Annotated in this window: 13 protein-coding genes; 2 read left to right on the top strand and 11 right to left on the bottom strand. The window is 48.6% G+C overall.

Annotation, left to right across the window (positions count from 1 at the left end):
• Positions 1–60: 60 nt before the first annotated feature.
• Positions 61–1,461, top strand: a complete 1,401-nt coding sequence (locus AC4PHM_RS15365; protein ID WP_492018606.1) for an amidophosphoribosyltransferase — start codon at positions 61–63, stop codon at positions 1,459–1,461.
• A gap of 157 nt (positions 1,462–1,618) precedes the next feature.
• Here the strand turns inward: AC4PHM_RS15365 and AC4PHM_RS15360 are convergent, their stop codons facing one another.
• The 10 genes from AC4PHM_RS15360 to AC4PHM_RS15315 form a co-directional block, all read right to left on the bottom strand.
• Complete coding sequence (locus AC4PHM_RS15360; RefSeq protein WP_492018262.1) at positions 1,619–2,917, bottom strand: IS110 family RNA-guided transposase; 1,299 nt, start codon at positions 2,915–2,917, stop codon at positions 1,619–1,621.
• Between the two features lie 443 nt (positions 2,918–3,360).
• Entirely contained in the window at positions 3,361–3,870 is a 510-nt protein-coding gene (locus AC4PHM_RS15355; protein WP_291405969.1) for a (2Fe-2S)-binding protein, read from the bottom strand.
• Positions 3,871–3,904: 34 nt separating this feature from the next.
• Complete coding sequence (locus AC4PHM_RS15350) at positions 3,905–4,882, bottom strand: hypothetical protein (RefSeq protein WP_492018605.1); 978 nt, start codon at positions 4,880–4,882, stop codon at positions 3,905–3,907.
• A 122-nt stretch (positions 4,883–5,004) separates the two neighbouring features.
• Complete coding sequence (locus AC4PHM_RS15345; protein ID WP_492018604.1) at positions 5,005–5,589, bottom strand: nitroreductase family protein; 585 nt, start codon at positions 5,587–5,589, stop codon at positions 5,005–5,007.
• Positions 5,590–5,611: 22 nt separating this feature from the next.
• Complete coding sequence (locus tag AC4PHM_RS15340) at positions 5,612–5,821, bottom strand: hypothetical protein (protein WP_492018603.1); 210 nt, start codon at positions 5,819–5,821, stop codon at positions 5,612–5,614.
• Complete coding sequence (locus AC4PHM_RS15335) at positions 5,818–6,849, bottom strand: ABC transporter ATP-binding protein (protein WP_492020524.1); 1,032 nt, start codon at positions 6,847–6,849, stop codon at positions 5,818–5,820. Before AC4PHM_RS15335 ends, AC4PHM_RS15340 begins: the two co-directional genes overlap by 4 nt.
• 14 nt (positions 6,850–6,863) lie before the next feature.
• Positions 6,864–8,063, bottom strand: a complete 1,200-nt coding sequence (locus AC4PHM_RS15330) for an ABC transporter ATP-binding protein (protein WP_492018602.1) — start codon at positions 8,061–8,063, stop codon at positions 6,864–6,866.
• A gap of 7 nt (positions 8,064–8,070) precedes the next feature.
• On the bottom strand, positions 8,071–9,867 hold the full coding sequence (locus tag AC4PHM_RS15325) for an ABC transporter permease (RefSeq protein ID WP_492018601.1): 1,797 nt from the start codon (positions 9,865–9,867) through the stop codon (positions 8,071–8,073).
• A 19-nt stretch (positions 9,868–9,886) separates the two neighbouring features.
• Positions 9,887–10,873: an ABC transporter permease gene (locus tag AC4PHM_RS15320; RefSeq protein WP_492018600.1), complete on the bottom strand. Its 987-nt coding sequence runs from the start codon at positions 10,871–10,873 to the stop codon at positions 9,887–9,889.
• Positions 10,874–11,009: 136 nt separating this feature from the next.
• Positions 11,010–13,319, bottom strand: coding sequence for an ABC transporter substrate-binding protein (locus AC4PHM_RS15315; protein ID WP_492018599.1), 2,310 nt, complete (start codon positions 13,317–13,319; stop codon positions 11,010–11,012).
• A gap of 296 nt (positions 13,320–13,615) precedes the next feature.
• Between AC4PHM_RS15315 and AC4PHM_RS15310 the strand changes: the two genes are divergently transcribed.
• On the top strand, positions 13,616–14,878 hold the full coding sequence (locus AC4PHM_RS15310; protein ID WP_291405971.1) for an ATP-binding protein: 1,263 nt from the start codon (positions 13,616–13,618) through the stop codon (positions 14,876–14,878).
• Between the two features lie 77 nt (positions 14,879–14,955).
• On the opposite strand, the gene AC4PHM_RS15305 is transcribed toward AC4PHM_RS15310, so the two are convergent.
• Positions 14,956–16,365, bottom strand: coding sequence for an alanine/glycine:cation symporter family protein (locus tag AC4PHM_RS15305; RefSeq protein ID WP_492018598.1), 1,410 nt, complete (start codon positions 16,363–16,365; stop codon positions 14,956–14,958).
• Between the last annotated feature and the right edge of the window lie 287 nt (positions 16,366–16,652).

Here is a 16,652-nt window from a genome sequence, read left to right as displayed (position 1 = left end):
TTTTATTATTATTCTCTAAAATAACCAAATCTAACACTATTGCCAAGGGAGCGTGTAACAATGGGAGGACTTTTTGGGGTAGTTTCCAAAAAGGATTGTGTCTTTGATGTCTTTTTCGGTACGGATTATCATTCACATTTGGGAACCAGCAAAGGCGGTATGGCTATTCTGGATGGCAGCTCCATCCATAGAGCAATTCACAACATCTCTAATACGCAGTTCAGAGCTAAATTTGAAAATGAACTTGAAAATTTCAAAGGCAACATGGGCATAGGCTGCATCAGCGATGCAGAAGCTCAGCCTTTGACCGTGCGTTCGCACCTTGGTCAGTACTCCATCTCCACCGTGGGCAAGATCAACAACGTGGATGAAATCATAGGCGCCGCTTTTGAAAATCGTATGGTCCACTTTATGGAGACCAGCAGAGGCGTCATCAACCCTACAGAATTGGTTTCTGCGATCATCGATACGGAAAACTCCTTCGTAGACGGATTAAAAAGAGCTCAAGAGCTGATTCAGGGTTCCTGTTCCATATTGCTTCTCACTTCGGACGGGGTTTACGCGTCTCGTGATAAATATGGACGAACGCCGCTGATTGTCGGCAAGAAAGAGGATACATACTGTGTGACATTTGAGTCCTGTGTCTTTGCTAACTTGGGTTATGTCTTTGACTACGAACTCGGCCCTGGTGAAATTGTTCTGCTGAAGCCTGAAGTCGTTGAGAAGATTGTGCCCGCAAGAAAAGAAAAGAAGATTTGCGCCTTCCTTTGGGTGTATTATGGCTATCCGTCCTCAACCTACGAGGGTGAAAGCGTTGAACTTATGAGATACAGAAATGGCGCTCTAATGGCAAAGAATGACACTGAGGAAATCGATGTTGTAGCCGGAGTTCCGGATTCTGGCGTCGGCCACGCCATAGGTTATTCCAACGAGTCAAAGATTCCTTTCGGACGACCGTTTATCAAATACACACCTACCTGGTCCAGAAGCTTTATGCCGCAAAACCAAGAAGTGAGAAATCTCGTCGCGCGCATGAAACTCATGCCAATTCCAGAATTGGTGGAAGGCAAGCGTCTTCTCATGTGCGACGACTCAATTGTCCGCGGCACACAGCTGAGAGAAACTGTGGAACTGCTTTATGGCTGCAACGCCAAAGAGGTCCACATCCGTTCCGCCTGCCCGCCGCTGGTATTCGGCTGCAAATTCATCAATTTTTCTACCTCACGGTCGGAAATGGACTTGGTGGCACGACAGGTCATCATTGACATTGAAGGCAAAATTCCAGACTCCCTGAAGGAATACTGCGATCCGGATTCCGAGAAATACGGCATGATGATCGACGGCATCCGAAAACGCCTCAACCTCTCCACCCTCAAGTTCCAAAACATCCACGACATGGTGGATGCGATTGGGATTGGAGAAGAAAATCTCTGCACCTATTGCTGGACGGGGAAAGAATAGAAAGAAATATTACAGTCCGCGTCCCCAACCTGAAGACCAGCTAAGGAAAGTCAATTCTTTTCTTTAAGAAAGATAAAAAAATTGAGTTTAAAAAATGGGTACAACAAACTAAGCCATTGAAAAGTACGAACAATGGCTATTTTTCAATTCCATTGAATCAGGCAGCTATAAGTTGTAGTTTTGCCGCTCTCCAGGATTGGTGTTCTTCTGGCTGTCTGACTTCAAATGGCTTATCATCTCGCAATACTGCAAAAATATAGTGTAATAGCTTATGCATAACTGCAACGAGTGCAACTTTTTTCTTCTTGCTTCCACATTTTTTCTGATAATAGTCCCTCAGGATTGGGTTGACTTCCTCGCCATTGCTCTTAGTACTTATTGCGGTTAATGCAACCGTAAACAGGACTCTTCGCCCAATTCGAGTGCCTCGTTTGGAGATCTTATTTTGATCCCCTTTAAACTTCCCTGATTCGTTAACACTTGGATCAATGCCAAAGTATGCAACAAATGCCTTTGGGGACTTGAACATCCTAAAATCACCGATCTCGGCGATCAGTGTTACAGCGGAAATGTAGCCTATTCCAGGGAGTTGGTCTATCAGCTCGATTTGACGTTTAACTGTTGCCGGAAAGTCCATAGAATTAACAATTTCACGGATCTTGTTAACGATGCTTTCCAAATTCTTTTGAAGACTTATGATATTATCCACACAGATTTTTATCTTAATCCCCAGCATTGAGAATTCCATGGGCATAGAAGCAGCATTGGAAGCATACTCAAGTAGTCCATCCACTTTCTTCGAAGCCCAAGACGCACCTTTACGACCATGTTTAGCAATCAATTCTATGAGTATAGAGCGCTCCGCAGATAAGATATCCATAGGGGTTGAAAAGTCCTTTAGAAGCGCCAAAGAGGCTTTGCCATAAGGCTCTGAGAAGACTTTTCTATATCCAGGGAACAGTAGATAAAGATCTGTGCTAAGCCGGTTTTTCATTTCAGTGATAGTATCAGAGAGTGAATAGTACTCTCTTACCATCATACGAAGTGCGAGGACTTGGGGCTCAGGAATAATTGAAAACTTAACGTTTTGATACTTCGCAAGTTTTGCAATCTTTTCAGCATCTTTTGAATCGTTTTTCACTTTTCTTATGTCAAGATTTTTGATAGAATGTACAGACAAAGGGTTGAGGACAAATCCTTTGAGGTCATTCGATCTCAGAAAGAAGAAGAGTGGTAAATGAAAGATACCCGTAGATTCTACGAAGTAGATGGGCTTTCGTTGTAACCGCTCTTCTTCGTTTTTGAGAATCTCTAATAGTTTTTGGAATCCAGAGGGGTTGTGATCAATTCGAAAAGGTTTTCGAATCAGAGCACCCGACGGCTCTAACATGGCAACAAAAGAAAACTCTGAAGAGACATCGAAGCCCACTACAAAATCATCAATAAATCGGGACAAAACTAGCACAACCTTTCGTACAGAATGAATCAGAGCTTCCACTGTATGAAGAACGTCTAACAAACTTGCGTTTGAAACGGGTAACACACGAAGGTGGCCCAACCAGCTAAACATCGAATCGTTCTTGTGGAGTGACACTCTTAATCGCGGATAAAGCCTCGAAATGAGGGATCCAGTTGGGGAGCATGTCTATCTCTCTGACAAGTGAGATTATAACATCATGTAGACTGGCTTTCATCAACAATTGAGCCTCTGATTCATCTGAACAATATATACTTAGTTTTCAAGGAACGTTCGGTCATCAAGTGCTTATCTAACCTATCTCTATCTTACAAGTTGGGGACGCGGACTGCAATCTCATTGTAACATTTAAAGAGCTTGTTTAATGAGTCTGCCTGACGGTCTCCTTAAACAAGCTCTTTGTTTTTTCTCGGAAGGCGGTGTCAGACACCGAGTTTCCGTAAGCTTAACTTGGTGTCTGACACCGAGTTTCCTTCACCCCTCATGGGCTTCCCTTGGTTGATGGTTTCCTGAATCACCGGTTGACAGCATACGCCAAGAGGATTATTCAATTTGCAGTTGGCGTTTTTCATAGCGCCAGTCAGCTGGTTGACCTCTTTCACACTGTTCGCGCCTTGATCGACAACCGCTCGGATGACATCTTCCAAAGTCACACGACTGCAATAACAGGCGTATTTAGGATCAGCGTCGTTCTTGAACCAAATGGGAACACTAACCTCGTTTTTTAAGAATCTTAAGTCCCCTGACGCCTCATAATAGACGACATCACAGGCCTCCTCCATGCAGATGAAATAGCCAGCTTCAGCAATTACTTTGTCTTGACAGAGTCGTTCGACCAAATGTTTCACCGTAACGCCGCCCACCGGCCGCCCAAGTTTGCCGCAGTGGGGGCAAGGTTTGTTAATCACTCCTGCTTCGCCAAAAATTTTCATAGTCGCCCTCATTCACATATTTACTTCGTCATGATTATTCCCTGATTGCCCAATCCGGCCGGTTCAACACTTCTGTATTAACCCCGACTACCCTCGCCGGAAACCCTTCCACGATCTGATGGTCCTCCACCACGCTGCGCTGCTTGACCAAACTGCCGCACTTCACCAGGGTATTCTTGCCCAAAACGCTATAATCGCAGACAATAGCCCCCGCTTCAATCACGGATCCGGCGCCTATCGTACATCCATGCACAATACAGCCTGGACCAATCGTCACGTTATCCTCAATAATCAGCGCATTGTCAGGCAGCAAATGCAGGACCGAGTTCTCAAGAATCTGGACATTGTTGCCAATCCTGACCGGGCCATGGGTGTTGCCTATAATCCGAACCCCGGAGGCGACTTTTGAGCGCGCGCCAACAACCACATCCCCTGTGATCTCAGCGGTATCATAAATAAACGCCGTCTCATCCACGACAGGCACTTTGCTGCCAAACGGATAAAGCTTCCCCATAAGATCACCCTCTCTCGGTTCTATTTGGAGTTGATGTCCCACAACAGGCGTTAAAGTCACATCATGACCCCGCATCCTAGAGATCATGGCTTTATCTTCATCTGTCAGCCTTCTGATCACGCGCCCCGGCCGCCCGACGACCACGGATTCATCCGGGATGACTTTTCCAGGAGGAACAATGGTGCCCTCTCCAAAGATACAATAGTCCCCAACATTTGAACCCGGAAGAAAAATAGTCCCATTGCCAATTTCACATAGATCTCCAATCTCAGCACCAATGACAATACACTTGTGTCCAAAGATGGTCTTACTTCCAACGACCACCGGATGTGCGGACGTTCCAATCACAACCGAGTTTTCGAGAACCATGCTTTGATTGCCAAGGCTCACCGAATCCCCATACGATCTCAGGACAGTGCCCTGAGCGGCGTAAACCCCATCACCCAGAGTAACGGTTCCTATCACTCTGGCGGAGTCCTCTATCTTATGATGAGTCATACAGCCACCTCATATTCCTATTCTTGTACGCCCAGGCGTTGGAAGCGGGAGTCTGACACCCCATTCCAACACCCGCTTACCACGAAGTCTCCTCGCTACTAAAGCGTATCACAAAGCCACTTTCAGTCCTTCATTTCGCTCTGAAACAAGATCTCCTGAATCGATTTTCTTGGAGACGGCTTCTCCTTTTCGAAATTCTTTGAACTGAGTGCCTCTTTGTCCCCATAGTAACCCACAGCCACCGCCGCAATGATACTGAGATCCTCCGGAATATTAAACGCCTCCCGAATCTGATCCCGGCTATAGCCCGCCATGGCATGGGTGATCAGCCCTCTTCGCTCCGCCTCCAGACTAAGATATCCCCAAGCCGTGCCCGCGTCAAATAAATGCCAGCGATTAGGTTTCTGATTATAGTCAAAGTTTTGCTCAGAGAGGATCATCATAAGGACCGAAGCCTTGTACGCCCACTCTCTATTTGAATCCGTCAAAGCCGCTTTGATCCTTTCATAATTCGAATCACCCCGCCGGCCCACAATGAAGCGCCAGGGCTGCTCATTAAAGCAGGAAGGCGCGTAGCGCGCCGCTTCCAGCATGCCCATCAGGTCATCATCCGGCACTTCCCGCTCAGGATCAAAAGCCCTCGGGGACCAACGCGTTTGTATCTCCTCAATGACCTCATAGTCGAACTCTCTGTTCTCCAGTTTCATACTCTGCCCACCTCATTTCAACCTAATTGAACCAAACCTTCGTCGCGAACAGAATGAAGAGAAAAAAACCAAAGATAAAGGCGAATCCCACAACCAAACCTGCCGCCAGCGCAGACCGCGTCAGCTCCGCAGCCTCCCTGCGGCTCATGTCCAGCCCCGAACCAGAAATATATACCCCCGCGCGGTCCTCCACCTCTCTGATGGGAATCTCGACGTCCTCCCAAAGTCTCATCCTATCCGCCTCCCATCCTTATACAAATGGCACGCTACCTGATGGTCCGCGCCCATAGCCTGCATTTGAGGGACTTCCACCTTGCAAACGTCCATACAATAGCTGCAGCGGGTATGAAACTTGCAGCCCTCCGGCGGATTCGCCGGGGACGGAATGCTGCCCTCCAGAATAATGCGCTTCGTCTTCACGTCCGGGTCCGGTACTGGAATCGCGCTGAACAGCGCCATGGTATAAGGGTGCAGTGGGTTGTCGAAAATGGAGGCCTTGTCCGCGTACTCCACCAGATTGCCCAGGTACATGACCCCCACCGTATCCGAAATGTGCTCGACCACCGAAAGGTCATGGGAAATGAACAAATAGGTCAGCCCGTATTTTGCCTGCAGCGCCTTCAGCAAGTTGATGATCTGCGCCTGAATCGACACATCCAGGGCCGACACCGGCTCGTCGCAGACTATAAATTCCGGATTCAGCGCCAGTGCCCGGGCAATGCAGATCCGCTGCCGCTGCCCACCGGAAAACTCATGAGGATACCGGTCCTTGTGGTATTCCTGAAGCCCGCAGTCCTTCATAATGCCGGTGATGTAATCATCAAAGTCCTCCGGCGCCACCAGCCGCTTCTCTCTGACGGCTTCACCAATAATCTCCCCCACCGGCATCCGCGGCGACAGACTCGAATAAGGATCCTGAAAAATGATCTGCATCCTGGGCCGAAGCGCCCTCAGCGCCCTGCGGTCCAGCGCGTGAATGTCAATCCCGTTGAAGGTTACCGACCCGCCCGACATCTCCGTCAGCCTAAGGATGGTTTTGCCGATGGTCGTCTTCCCACACCCCGACTCCCCCACCAAGCCCATGGTCGTGCCGCGTCGGATGGAAAAGCTGACGTCATCCACTGCTTTGACATACCCCTTAACCTTCGAAAACAACCCGCTTGAGATAGGAAAATAAGTCTTAAGGTTTTTGACTTCCAGCAGCGAAGCCTCTGATAACGAAACCCCAGACGATCGCTTTTCAAACCTGACTTCCTTCATCCGTTTGTCCTCACTCATTTTCCCACCTCGTTTACAGCAGAATAATGGTAGCAGGCAGCACTGTGTGTCCCGGAGATTGAAAATGTAGGCGGATAGTCCCCATTACACGCCTCATACGCCCTGTTGCAGCGATCCCTGAAATAGCAGTAGTTCGGCATATCAATAGGATTTGGCACCGAGCCAGGAATGCTGTAGAGCTGCTCAGTGTTCCTGATCCGGCTCGGTCTGCTGGCCATGAGACCCACCGTATAAGGATGGGCCGGGTGGTGAAAGACTTCTGCCGCCGTCCCCTGCTCCACAATCCGGCCTGCGTACATGACCACCACATAGTCCGCCATTTCAGCAATGACCCCCAGATCGTGGGTAATCAGCATGATGCTGCTGTTGATCCGGTCCTTCAGCTGCCTGAGCAGATCCATAATCTGCGCCTGAATGGTCACATCCAGTGCCGTGGTCGGCTCATCCGCAATGATCATCTTTGGCTTACAGGCCAGCGCCATGGCAATCATGGCGCGTTGCCGCATGCCTCCGGACAGCTCATGAGGGTACATGTCATAGACGCCCTCCGCGTTGGCAATGCCCACCAGCTTGATCATTTCAATAGTTCTGGCCTTGACCTCCTCACGCTTCATGCCCTCATTATGGAGGGCTATGACCTCATCAATCTGCATCCCAACCTTAAACACCGGGTTGAGGCTGGTCATGGGCTCTTGGAAGATCATCGAAATTTCGTTGCCTCGGATTTTCTGCATTTTTTCTGTTGGTATTTTGACGAGATCAATCGTCAGGTCGTCCGTTCTGAAGCGGAGTTCTCCCTTGACCACCTGTCCCTGGGGCCTCTGCACCAGCTGCATGATGGACAAGGCCGTCACCGATTTGCCGCAGCCGGATTCACCCACGACGCCCACCGTCTTGCCCCTTGGCACGCTGAAACTCACCCCATCTACCGCTTTCACTGTCCCAATGTCCGTAAAAAACCAGGTGTTGAGATCCTCAATCTCCAGGATGTTTCCCGGATCCTTCATGGCTGTCACGTATTCAGACTCCGGCACATTTTCCCGGTTTCTCATTCGTTCTAACTCGTCGGTAATTCTTCGGTTCTCCCTCGAAATCTGTCTAATTTCCTTGGCGCTCATGTAGTTGACGCTCTTGGCGGAGCCCCGGCCATTTTTCCTGCCAAACCAATTTTGAATCATGCCTTTTTTTCGCTCCATAGCGCACCTACCGTTTCATTTTAGGGTCAAAGGCGTCTCTGAGACCATCACCGACAAAGTTAAAGCCCAGCACCGTCAGGAGGATCAGCATGCCGGCAGGAATCCAGACAAACCAAAAGTTCGTCATTTCGTAAGCGGTTGTCACACCGCTGATAATGTTGCCCCAGGACGCCAGCGGAAACTTGACGCCGAGTCCCAGAAAGCTCAGGGTCGATTCGTAGAGAATGACACTGCCCAGTCCCATGGTCGCGAAAACGATCAGCTGTGGAACCACGTTTGGCACGAGATGCTTAAAAATGCGTCTGCCCACCGACAACCCAGTAGCCTCAGCCGCGATCATGAATTCCTGCTCCCTGAGGGACAAAATCTGGCCTCTGACCATGCGCGCAATCCCAGGCCAGCTCATAATGCCTAGGATAAACATGAGATAGTAGATTCTGAGCTGAGGATCGATCTCCAGAGTGTCCATAATTGAACCCAGGATGATCAGCAGCGGCAGGAAAGGAATGCAGTTAAAGACGTCCACAATCCTCATGATCAGCATATCCACCCATTTGCCAAAGTAACCGGCAAGTCCCCCCAGAATGACCCCAATCGCGGACTCCAGCAGCACGACAATAAAGCCTATGGTCAGGGAGATGCGGCCGCCATACATCAGCCGGGTCATCACGTCCATCCCATGCTTGTCTGTCCCCAGCCAATGGGTACTTGACGGCTTCTCGTGAATGGAAATCAAATGCGTGAGTGTATCCGACTTGACGGTGTATACATTGTTAAGTCTCGACAGGCTATATTCAATCTCAGCGCCGGACTGGTCCGCCTGAACAAAACCAGCTTCACCCGCTGCGATACTCTCTATCAGTTGCTTTTTGAACTCCAGGCTCAGAAATACATCCTGGGAAATAGGCTGAATCGCCATTCTGGAAAAAATGGCATAAGGGGTTTTTCCGGCATCCGTCACAGCATAGATTACCGAAAGGTCTTGCTCCTCTTCAATCTCAAAGGTCTGTCCGTCTACGGCGAAAATGCTGACCCCCTCAGCCCTGACCGCCTTCTCAGCCTCATAAGCAAAGCTGAAGCCGATGGTCGTTCCCGCGACTGCCGGTTCCAATACATTCTTAGATTCTATAGCTGCATCCCCTGTCCTGCCAAGGACATACTCTCTCCCGTTCTGCGTGACCGTGTAAAGCACACTTTCAGAGTTAAACTGCGTCGCGCCGTTCAGGATCGCCTCAGTGGTTGCAATGCGGAGGGTTTCTGTCAAAGTCTCGCCATCCAGCGCGTTAATGGCGACAATGCCTCTGAAGCTGGTAATAGTCGCTATGGGCTGCGAGGACACGATTCTGTAAAAGGCGTCCCCTTCCTCCACAATGAAATAGGCCGTATCTCCGGAATTAAAGGTCGTCTTTCCGGTGTTTCTTGCCAGTATGAATTTGGCGTGGGCGGCGTTGTCGTAATTGCGACCATCGGCCATCACAACTCTGTACTCATCGTTATAAGTGACGCTGGCGTATTCCTTTGACATGGTCCCTATATATTTAAACACCTGGGATTCATCATAAGGAGACACCAGGCCGCCAACGAAGGAAAAGACAAACATAAACGCAATGATTATGAGCCCAATGATCGCGAGTCTATTCCTCAAAAATCGCTTGATGACCAGCATGCCCGGCGACAGGACCTTGAGCCGCTGTTCGTCTGACAGCGCACCGGATTCGCTGAGGTGCTCCTCGGGCTTTTTGTTTTCATGAAGGACTTTGTGGTTTTTGTATTTGATCTGGATGCTTTCTTCACGATCCATCATAGTCTCAGGGTCACCTCCCTCATTTAATCCTGACCCTTGGGTCGACAACCGCGTACAAAATGTCCGCGATCAGGGTGCCGAGCAGCGTCAGAACAGCCAGAAATATCATGTAAAACATGGTGAAGGGGATGTCCCCGCTGACCATGGCTTGATAACCGGTATAGCCAATGCCCGGGATCTGGAAGAGCGTCTCTGTGATCAGCGCGCCGGCGAACAGCCCTGGCAGGGAGCCGCCCAAAATGGTGACTATAGGGATCAGCGTGTTCCTGAAGGCGTGATAATTGATGACCCGCCTTTCTGAAAGGCCCTTGGCTCTGGCAGTCCGGATAAAATCCGCGTTCAGAACCTCCAGCATATTGGTGCGGGTGTACCTCATGAGACTTCCGACGCCTATAATGGTCAGCGTCATAATGGGCAGCACAAAATGGCTGGAGACGTCCATGAACTTGCCAAAGGTATCCAGCTGCATGTAGTCCCGGCCGACTTTGCCGTATAGGTCAAACCATCCCAGCCAAACCGAGAAGATCAGTTTGAGGACGGTGGCGAAAAAAAAGGTCGGAAGTGATATGCCAAGCAGCGCGAACACTGTTATGGCGTAATCCGATCTGCTGTATTGCTTCCGGGCGGCATGGATCCCCAGAGGAATGGAAATTAGGATCTGGAGCACCATGGCAATGGAGGCCAGAATGAAGGAGTCCCAGATGACCTCAGTGAATTTCTGGGTTACCGGCACATTGAACACCCACGAATCGCCAAAATTTCCTGTAATGGCATTTGACATCCACTTGAAAAAACCTGGAACAAGACCAATATTGAGTCCATAGGCCTGCTGAAGCTGAATAAGCCAGTCTGTATAGCTCTTGGCCCCCGGTCTCATGGACAGGGTTCTCGCCTGGGCTTCCACATAGGAGGTCGGCAAGCTTCGCATTATCATGTAAATGATCAGGGAAACAAAAAACAACAATATCACTGAAATAAAAAGTCTTTTCAGCACATATCTGCGCATCGCGAGCCCCCACTTCTATATTCTGTCTGATTGGAGCCTTTTATTGCTGTCATTTTGAGTGAAAATTATGAAGTAAATTCAAATGAATTTTAAGGGAGGAAAATGGCAAAAGTCACCATTTTCCTCCGTGGTTTAATTATTTCATTTGAAGCAATTCCAGATCATTCATCCAACCCCAGTAAGTCGTGATATCCGGCGTGACGGTCTCCATGTTGACGCGCTCCGGGCTGAAGATGACGAGGTTTTGGCGCTGATACGTCGGAATTTCAACGCCCCAGTCGAGGATGAGATCCAGACATTGTTTATAGGTCGCTTTTCTGAATTCCTGATCCGGGCTCTTTCTGGCGGCTATGATCAGCTCATCCAGTTCAGGGTCCGCAATATTGTAACTATTGCTGTCTGTACCGCCCAGACCTTTGCCGTTTTTGCTGTAATAGACCTGATACATGTCAGGATCGATGGTAGATCCCCACGCCGCCGTCCACATTTCGTGGGTGTTGGCATCAAGGGTATCCCAAAGAAGATTGGCGTCCGCAGGGTCATTGATGGTCAGAGTGATGCCAATCGTTTCAAGGGCTGCCTTGGTATCGGTCAGAATCGCAAAGGCAGGGTGTTCGCCAGTGCCGTCGCCAGGGACTATGACTTCATAGTCCATCTTTGCGCCTTCCGGCGCAGCGGTGAACTTGCCAGACGCTTCATCATACACATAACCTGCAGCCTTAAAGAAGTCCTTGGCAGCACTGAGTGCTTTTGTGTACTTGTCTTCCGCTACCATGCCCTCTGTGTAAATTGGCTGACCTTCTACAGTCTTGGAATAAGCGACCTCGTAACCAGGATCCGATTTTTGAGGTGCTGCCCAGGAGGTATTGGAAATTGGATAGTTGATGACGGCTGCTGCATCCCCGTAATAGCTGTCAATCGCGACATCCCTATAGACGGCGAAGACGGTCGCGAAGGCTTTTCTCAGGTTTTTGCTGGCTTCGGAATCAGGTTCTCCCTTGACGTTGACCGTCTTGGAGTTGATCCCTATGTAGCCGTAACCCAGGTTGTCGACGGAATTGGCGACAATCTTATCGCCATTGATCTCTTTGTTGCTGTTGTATGACTTGAGTTCTTCAAATTTCGCCTTTGTACCGGATGGATTGGCGACGTCAATGACACCAGTACCTACGCCGGCAATCATTTCAGCATCCAGCGTTTCCTTTAACTGGAGGTATTTAGTTTTTGGAGCGCCTTTATAGTAGTGTTCATTCGCTTCGTAATAGACGACCTTGTCTTTATATTCTATGAATTTGTAAGGACCAGCGCCCATCGGCATAGTGGTCTTGGCATCTACGCCGGAGAGGTCGCCGCGGGTAAATCCAAATTTGTTGTTGTCATAGTCGTACATGGCAACGTCGCCATAGTAGTGCAGCGGCGCGACCTGGATGCCGCAAATGCTGTAAACTGCTGAGGCGTCGAAGCCTTTCGACTTGACTTCCACTTCTGTCTGGCTGAGTTTCTTGATGCCTTCAATATTAAGGACCTCGGTGCCATCCGAAGCGGCCAGCTTGTCTTTGAGGACCATGCCGCTGACTTCTTTCTCAATATCCGCGGCGAAGTAACTCTCACTGCCGCCGTAGTTAGCACCAAGGGTTTTCCAGTCCGGGCCGTATTGGGCGGTTACATCTGCCACAACCGTTGCCTCATCCGCTACTGCAGTGGAATCATAGGTTTCATCTATGCCATAGAAAAACGCGAACAGGTCTTTCGCGACCGGGTAGTCCTTAGTATACTTCTCGTAATTTGGATCTCCATAAATGCCTTTGACCCAATCCAGCTCCGAAGTGAGCACATCGCTGACAAATCCAGACATAAACGTTTTCATTTCTTCAGTCGGATTCTCCATGGCGGCGGCGAGCTCTTCAGGGGTGACTGCCAGCTCTTCAGCCTTGGAGTTGTTCTCTCTGTAATTGACCATTCCAAGAATCGGGAAAGAATAGACGGTGGATGAGCCGGTATAGGACGGATCTGAAAGGACATAGAGGCTGAAAATGATATCATCCGCGTCCATGACTTCGCCGTCGCTGAACTTGACATCATCTCTGATTTTTATGTAGTAGGTGGTGAGGTCTGCCGCTTCGTCATAGTCGACGTTGATATCTGCGACCCCTTTGTATTCATGTTCAGTACCTTCATAGTTGACGGTTTCGCCTTCAATGGCATTGTAGATTATGCCGCCGACGCGGTCCGTGGTGAGCAATTGAACTTGCGTCAGCGTCGTTGCCTCCATGTCATAACCCGTAGTCGCAAAGAACGGGCTGAATTTCTGGCTGAAGGCCTGATAGCCTACGACCAGCGGCGTGGTGTTCTCAGGCTCCGGCGCCGGCTCTTCCTTGCCTGTACAGCCTGTGGCGAGGGACATAAGCAACAGTAAAACCAGCAGTAACCCCAGTACTTTTTTCATGACTCTCCTCCCCTTTACTTGGATGTCAGTTTTGAGCGCTTACGTAGCTCATAAGAGACTGATACCCAAAATTTGCAATTTAAACGAGGAAGACATAACAAGTCCTATTGCAAAGTCAGATTGCGCCAAATCATAAAATGAAAACAAGCCAAAGCACAAATCGAAAACAAGCCAAATCACAAAATTATAATGAGCCAAAACAAAAAATGAAAATGCGCCAAATTATAAAATGAAATTGAGCCAAAACATAAAATAGTGTATACTTGAACCAAGCCAAATCCTTTGGAGGGACATTTATGGGTGAATACTTGCCTCGGATTGCAGATCAACTGCTAAAAAAAGCACTTCAAGCCTCTGGCGCTGTTTTAATAGAAGGTCCAAAATGGTGTGGTAAAACACGCACCGCATCACAAGCAGCAAAAAGTGTACTGTTTATGCAAGACCCTGACAAACAAGCTTCGCATTTACAAGCCGCTTCCATTAAGCCATCCCTATTACTTGAAGGAGATTCACCAAGACTCTTGGACGAATGGCAAATAGCGCCCATTTTATGGGACGCTGTCAGATTTACTGTAGATCAAAGAGACAAAACCGGGCAATTTATTTTAACTGGGTCAGCCGTTCCGGCAGATAATATGACTTCTCACACTGGCACAGGTCGGATTTCACGTCTGCGCATGAGAACCATGAGCCTTTATGAGTCAAAAGACTCGAACGGAACTATTTCAATATTAGATTTATTTGAGAATCCAAATGATCTCTCTGGAATCAATCCCGTCAGTATAGAAAAACTTGCAACTCTCATTGCCCGGGGCGGATGGCCTGCTTCAATCGGCTCCGATCCTGAGATAGCTGAACGGAGGGTACAGGATTATGTCGATGCAGTTATTCATCAAGATATTTCCCGCGTAGATAATGTTGAAAAAAGTCCAGACAAAGTTCGGGCGTTAATGCGCTCCATTGCTAGAAATCTATCAACAGAGGCTTCCTTAACTACTTTAAAAAAAGATATGGAGGGCAGTGATGAAAGCATATCCGCTCCTACTGTATCCTCTTATATGAACGCTTTATCTCGGATCTTTGTTGTGGAAGACTTACCTGCCTGGAATCCATCCCTGCGATCAAAAACGCCGCTTAGAACCTCACCTAAGCGACATTTCACAGACCCCTCCATAGCCATTGCTGTTATGGGTATCTCCGCCAAGAGGCTGCTGAAAGATTTTAACACTTTTGGATACATGTTTGAGTCATTATGCATAAGAGACTTGCGTGTCTATGCGGATGCATTAGGTGGAAATCTCTATCATTTCAGAGATAAAACAGGTCTGGAATCAGATGCGGTATTAGTGCTTCGAGATGGCCGCTGGGCAGCCGTTGAAGTCAAAATGGGCGCGAATGAATTTGACCTTGCCGCAGAAAATCTTTTAAAATTCGCAAATCGAATAGACACTGATAAAATGGGAAATCCATCCTTCTTAATGATTTTAAGCGCAACAGAATTTGCCTATAAAAGAGAAGACGGCGTCTATGTTGTGCCTCTTGGGTGTTTGAAACCTTGAAATGCATTAAAGTCAAAAACTTAAACAGGCAGGAAATTGGTCTATTGAACCAATTCCCTGCCTGTTGTCAATTCATCTTATGCTGCCATTTCCGCCTCGAACTTAGGCAGCGCTTCCGCCGTTTCTTGAGTACTGTCATAATGGTTCAGAGTTTCAATGACTTCTCTGGACATCAAGAGTATGGCGATGATATTCGGAAGCGCCATGATGCCCATGAACAGATCCGCCAGCTTCCAGACAAAGGTCGCGTCAATGAGTGTCCCTGTAACTAAGGCTCCAATGACCACGGCCTTGAATACATTCAATGTCAGAGCCTTGGAGTTGAAAACCAGCTTGACGTTGGACTCCGCGAAGAAATACCAGCCTACAATGGTCGTCAGTGAGAAAAAGGACAGGCAGGTTGAAAGGAACATGCCGCCAAAGATCCCGAACCCTGAGGCAAAGCCCAGCTGTGTCATAACGGTTGCTGAAGCCGTCATCTCCGCCGCTGAAATACCAACGTTATAAGAGCCGGAAGCCAAGTTGACCATAACCGTAGACAGACAAATCAGGAAGGTGGAGATGAAAACGCCAATCATTGCGGTGAAGCCTTGCTCCGCAGGATGCTTCGCGTCCGCAACCGCGTGGGAGTGAGGGGTTGAGCCCATGCCAGCCTCATTGGAGAAGAGCCCGCGCGCCAAGCCAAAACGAACGGTTTGCTGTACAGTGATGCCCAGAACGCCGCCACCGATCGCCTGAGGCGCGAAGGCGCCAAGGACAATCATTTTGATGACCGGCAATAAATTCTCAAGGTTGAAGACGATAATCAGCAAGCTGCCAAGAATATAGAGACCCGCCATGGCAGGCACAACGGTTTCAGCGAAGGAAGCGATTCTGCCCATGCCGCCCATCAGGATTAGGGCGACGACGACGGCCAGGACGCCGGCGACTGCAAATACCGGGACGCCAAAGGCACTGCTGACAGAGCCCGCTACGGAGTTCGACTGTACCATGACACCTACAATGCCCAAAGCAATGATGCAGGAAACCGCGAAGAACATGGCCAGAGGCTTTGATTTAAGGCCATTTTTAATATAATATGCCGGTCCGCCGACCAATTCTCCGTTCTTCTCTTCACGGTACTTCTGGGAGAGAACGGCTTCACTAAAGATTGTCGCCATTCCAAAGAAGGCTGAAATCAACATCCAGAAGGCAGCGCCCGGGCCACCGGCTGCGATTGCCGTCGCGACGCCGACTATGTTGCCGGTGCCGACCTGAGCCGCAACGGAAGTCGCCAGCGCTTGGAACGGCGACATTTTGCCTTCCTCCGCTTTTTCTTTTTTAATGATTGCAGTTACCATTTTTTTTAGTGCCGGGATCAGTCTTGTAAACTGCGGGAATCGCAGCCGCACTGTCATGTAAATTCCGACTCCGAATAATGCCACTATCAATATGTAATCCCATAAAACCTTATTCACTGCATCGACAACAAAATTCATCATTTCCATTTTACCCACTCCTCTTCGTTTTGTTTACTGTCATTTCAAACACTTGCGAAGTTATAAGATATTGCGTGGTTGATCAGATTTTTTTATTAATGTCGACTGCTCATCTGTTAAATTAATGTTAAACGACAACCTTCAGAAAGTTTCAAACGGTTTCGTAATAGTCAGATAATTTAGTTTAACTTTTTTGTAACTTCCGTTAGAAACTGCGAGGTGGAAGTTTGTGTCAGCGGCTAACGCCTATCAACCCCTTCTTCCACCAATAAAAAAATGCCCCGCGCGGTGCAACC

This window comes from Acidaminobacter sp. QWL-03, from assembly GCF_058683855.1.
Note: the sequence above shows the minus strand (reverse complement) of the source record. Positions and strands in the feature narration are given on the sequence as shown.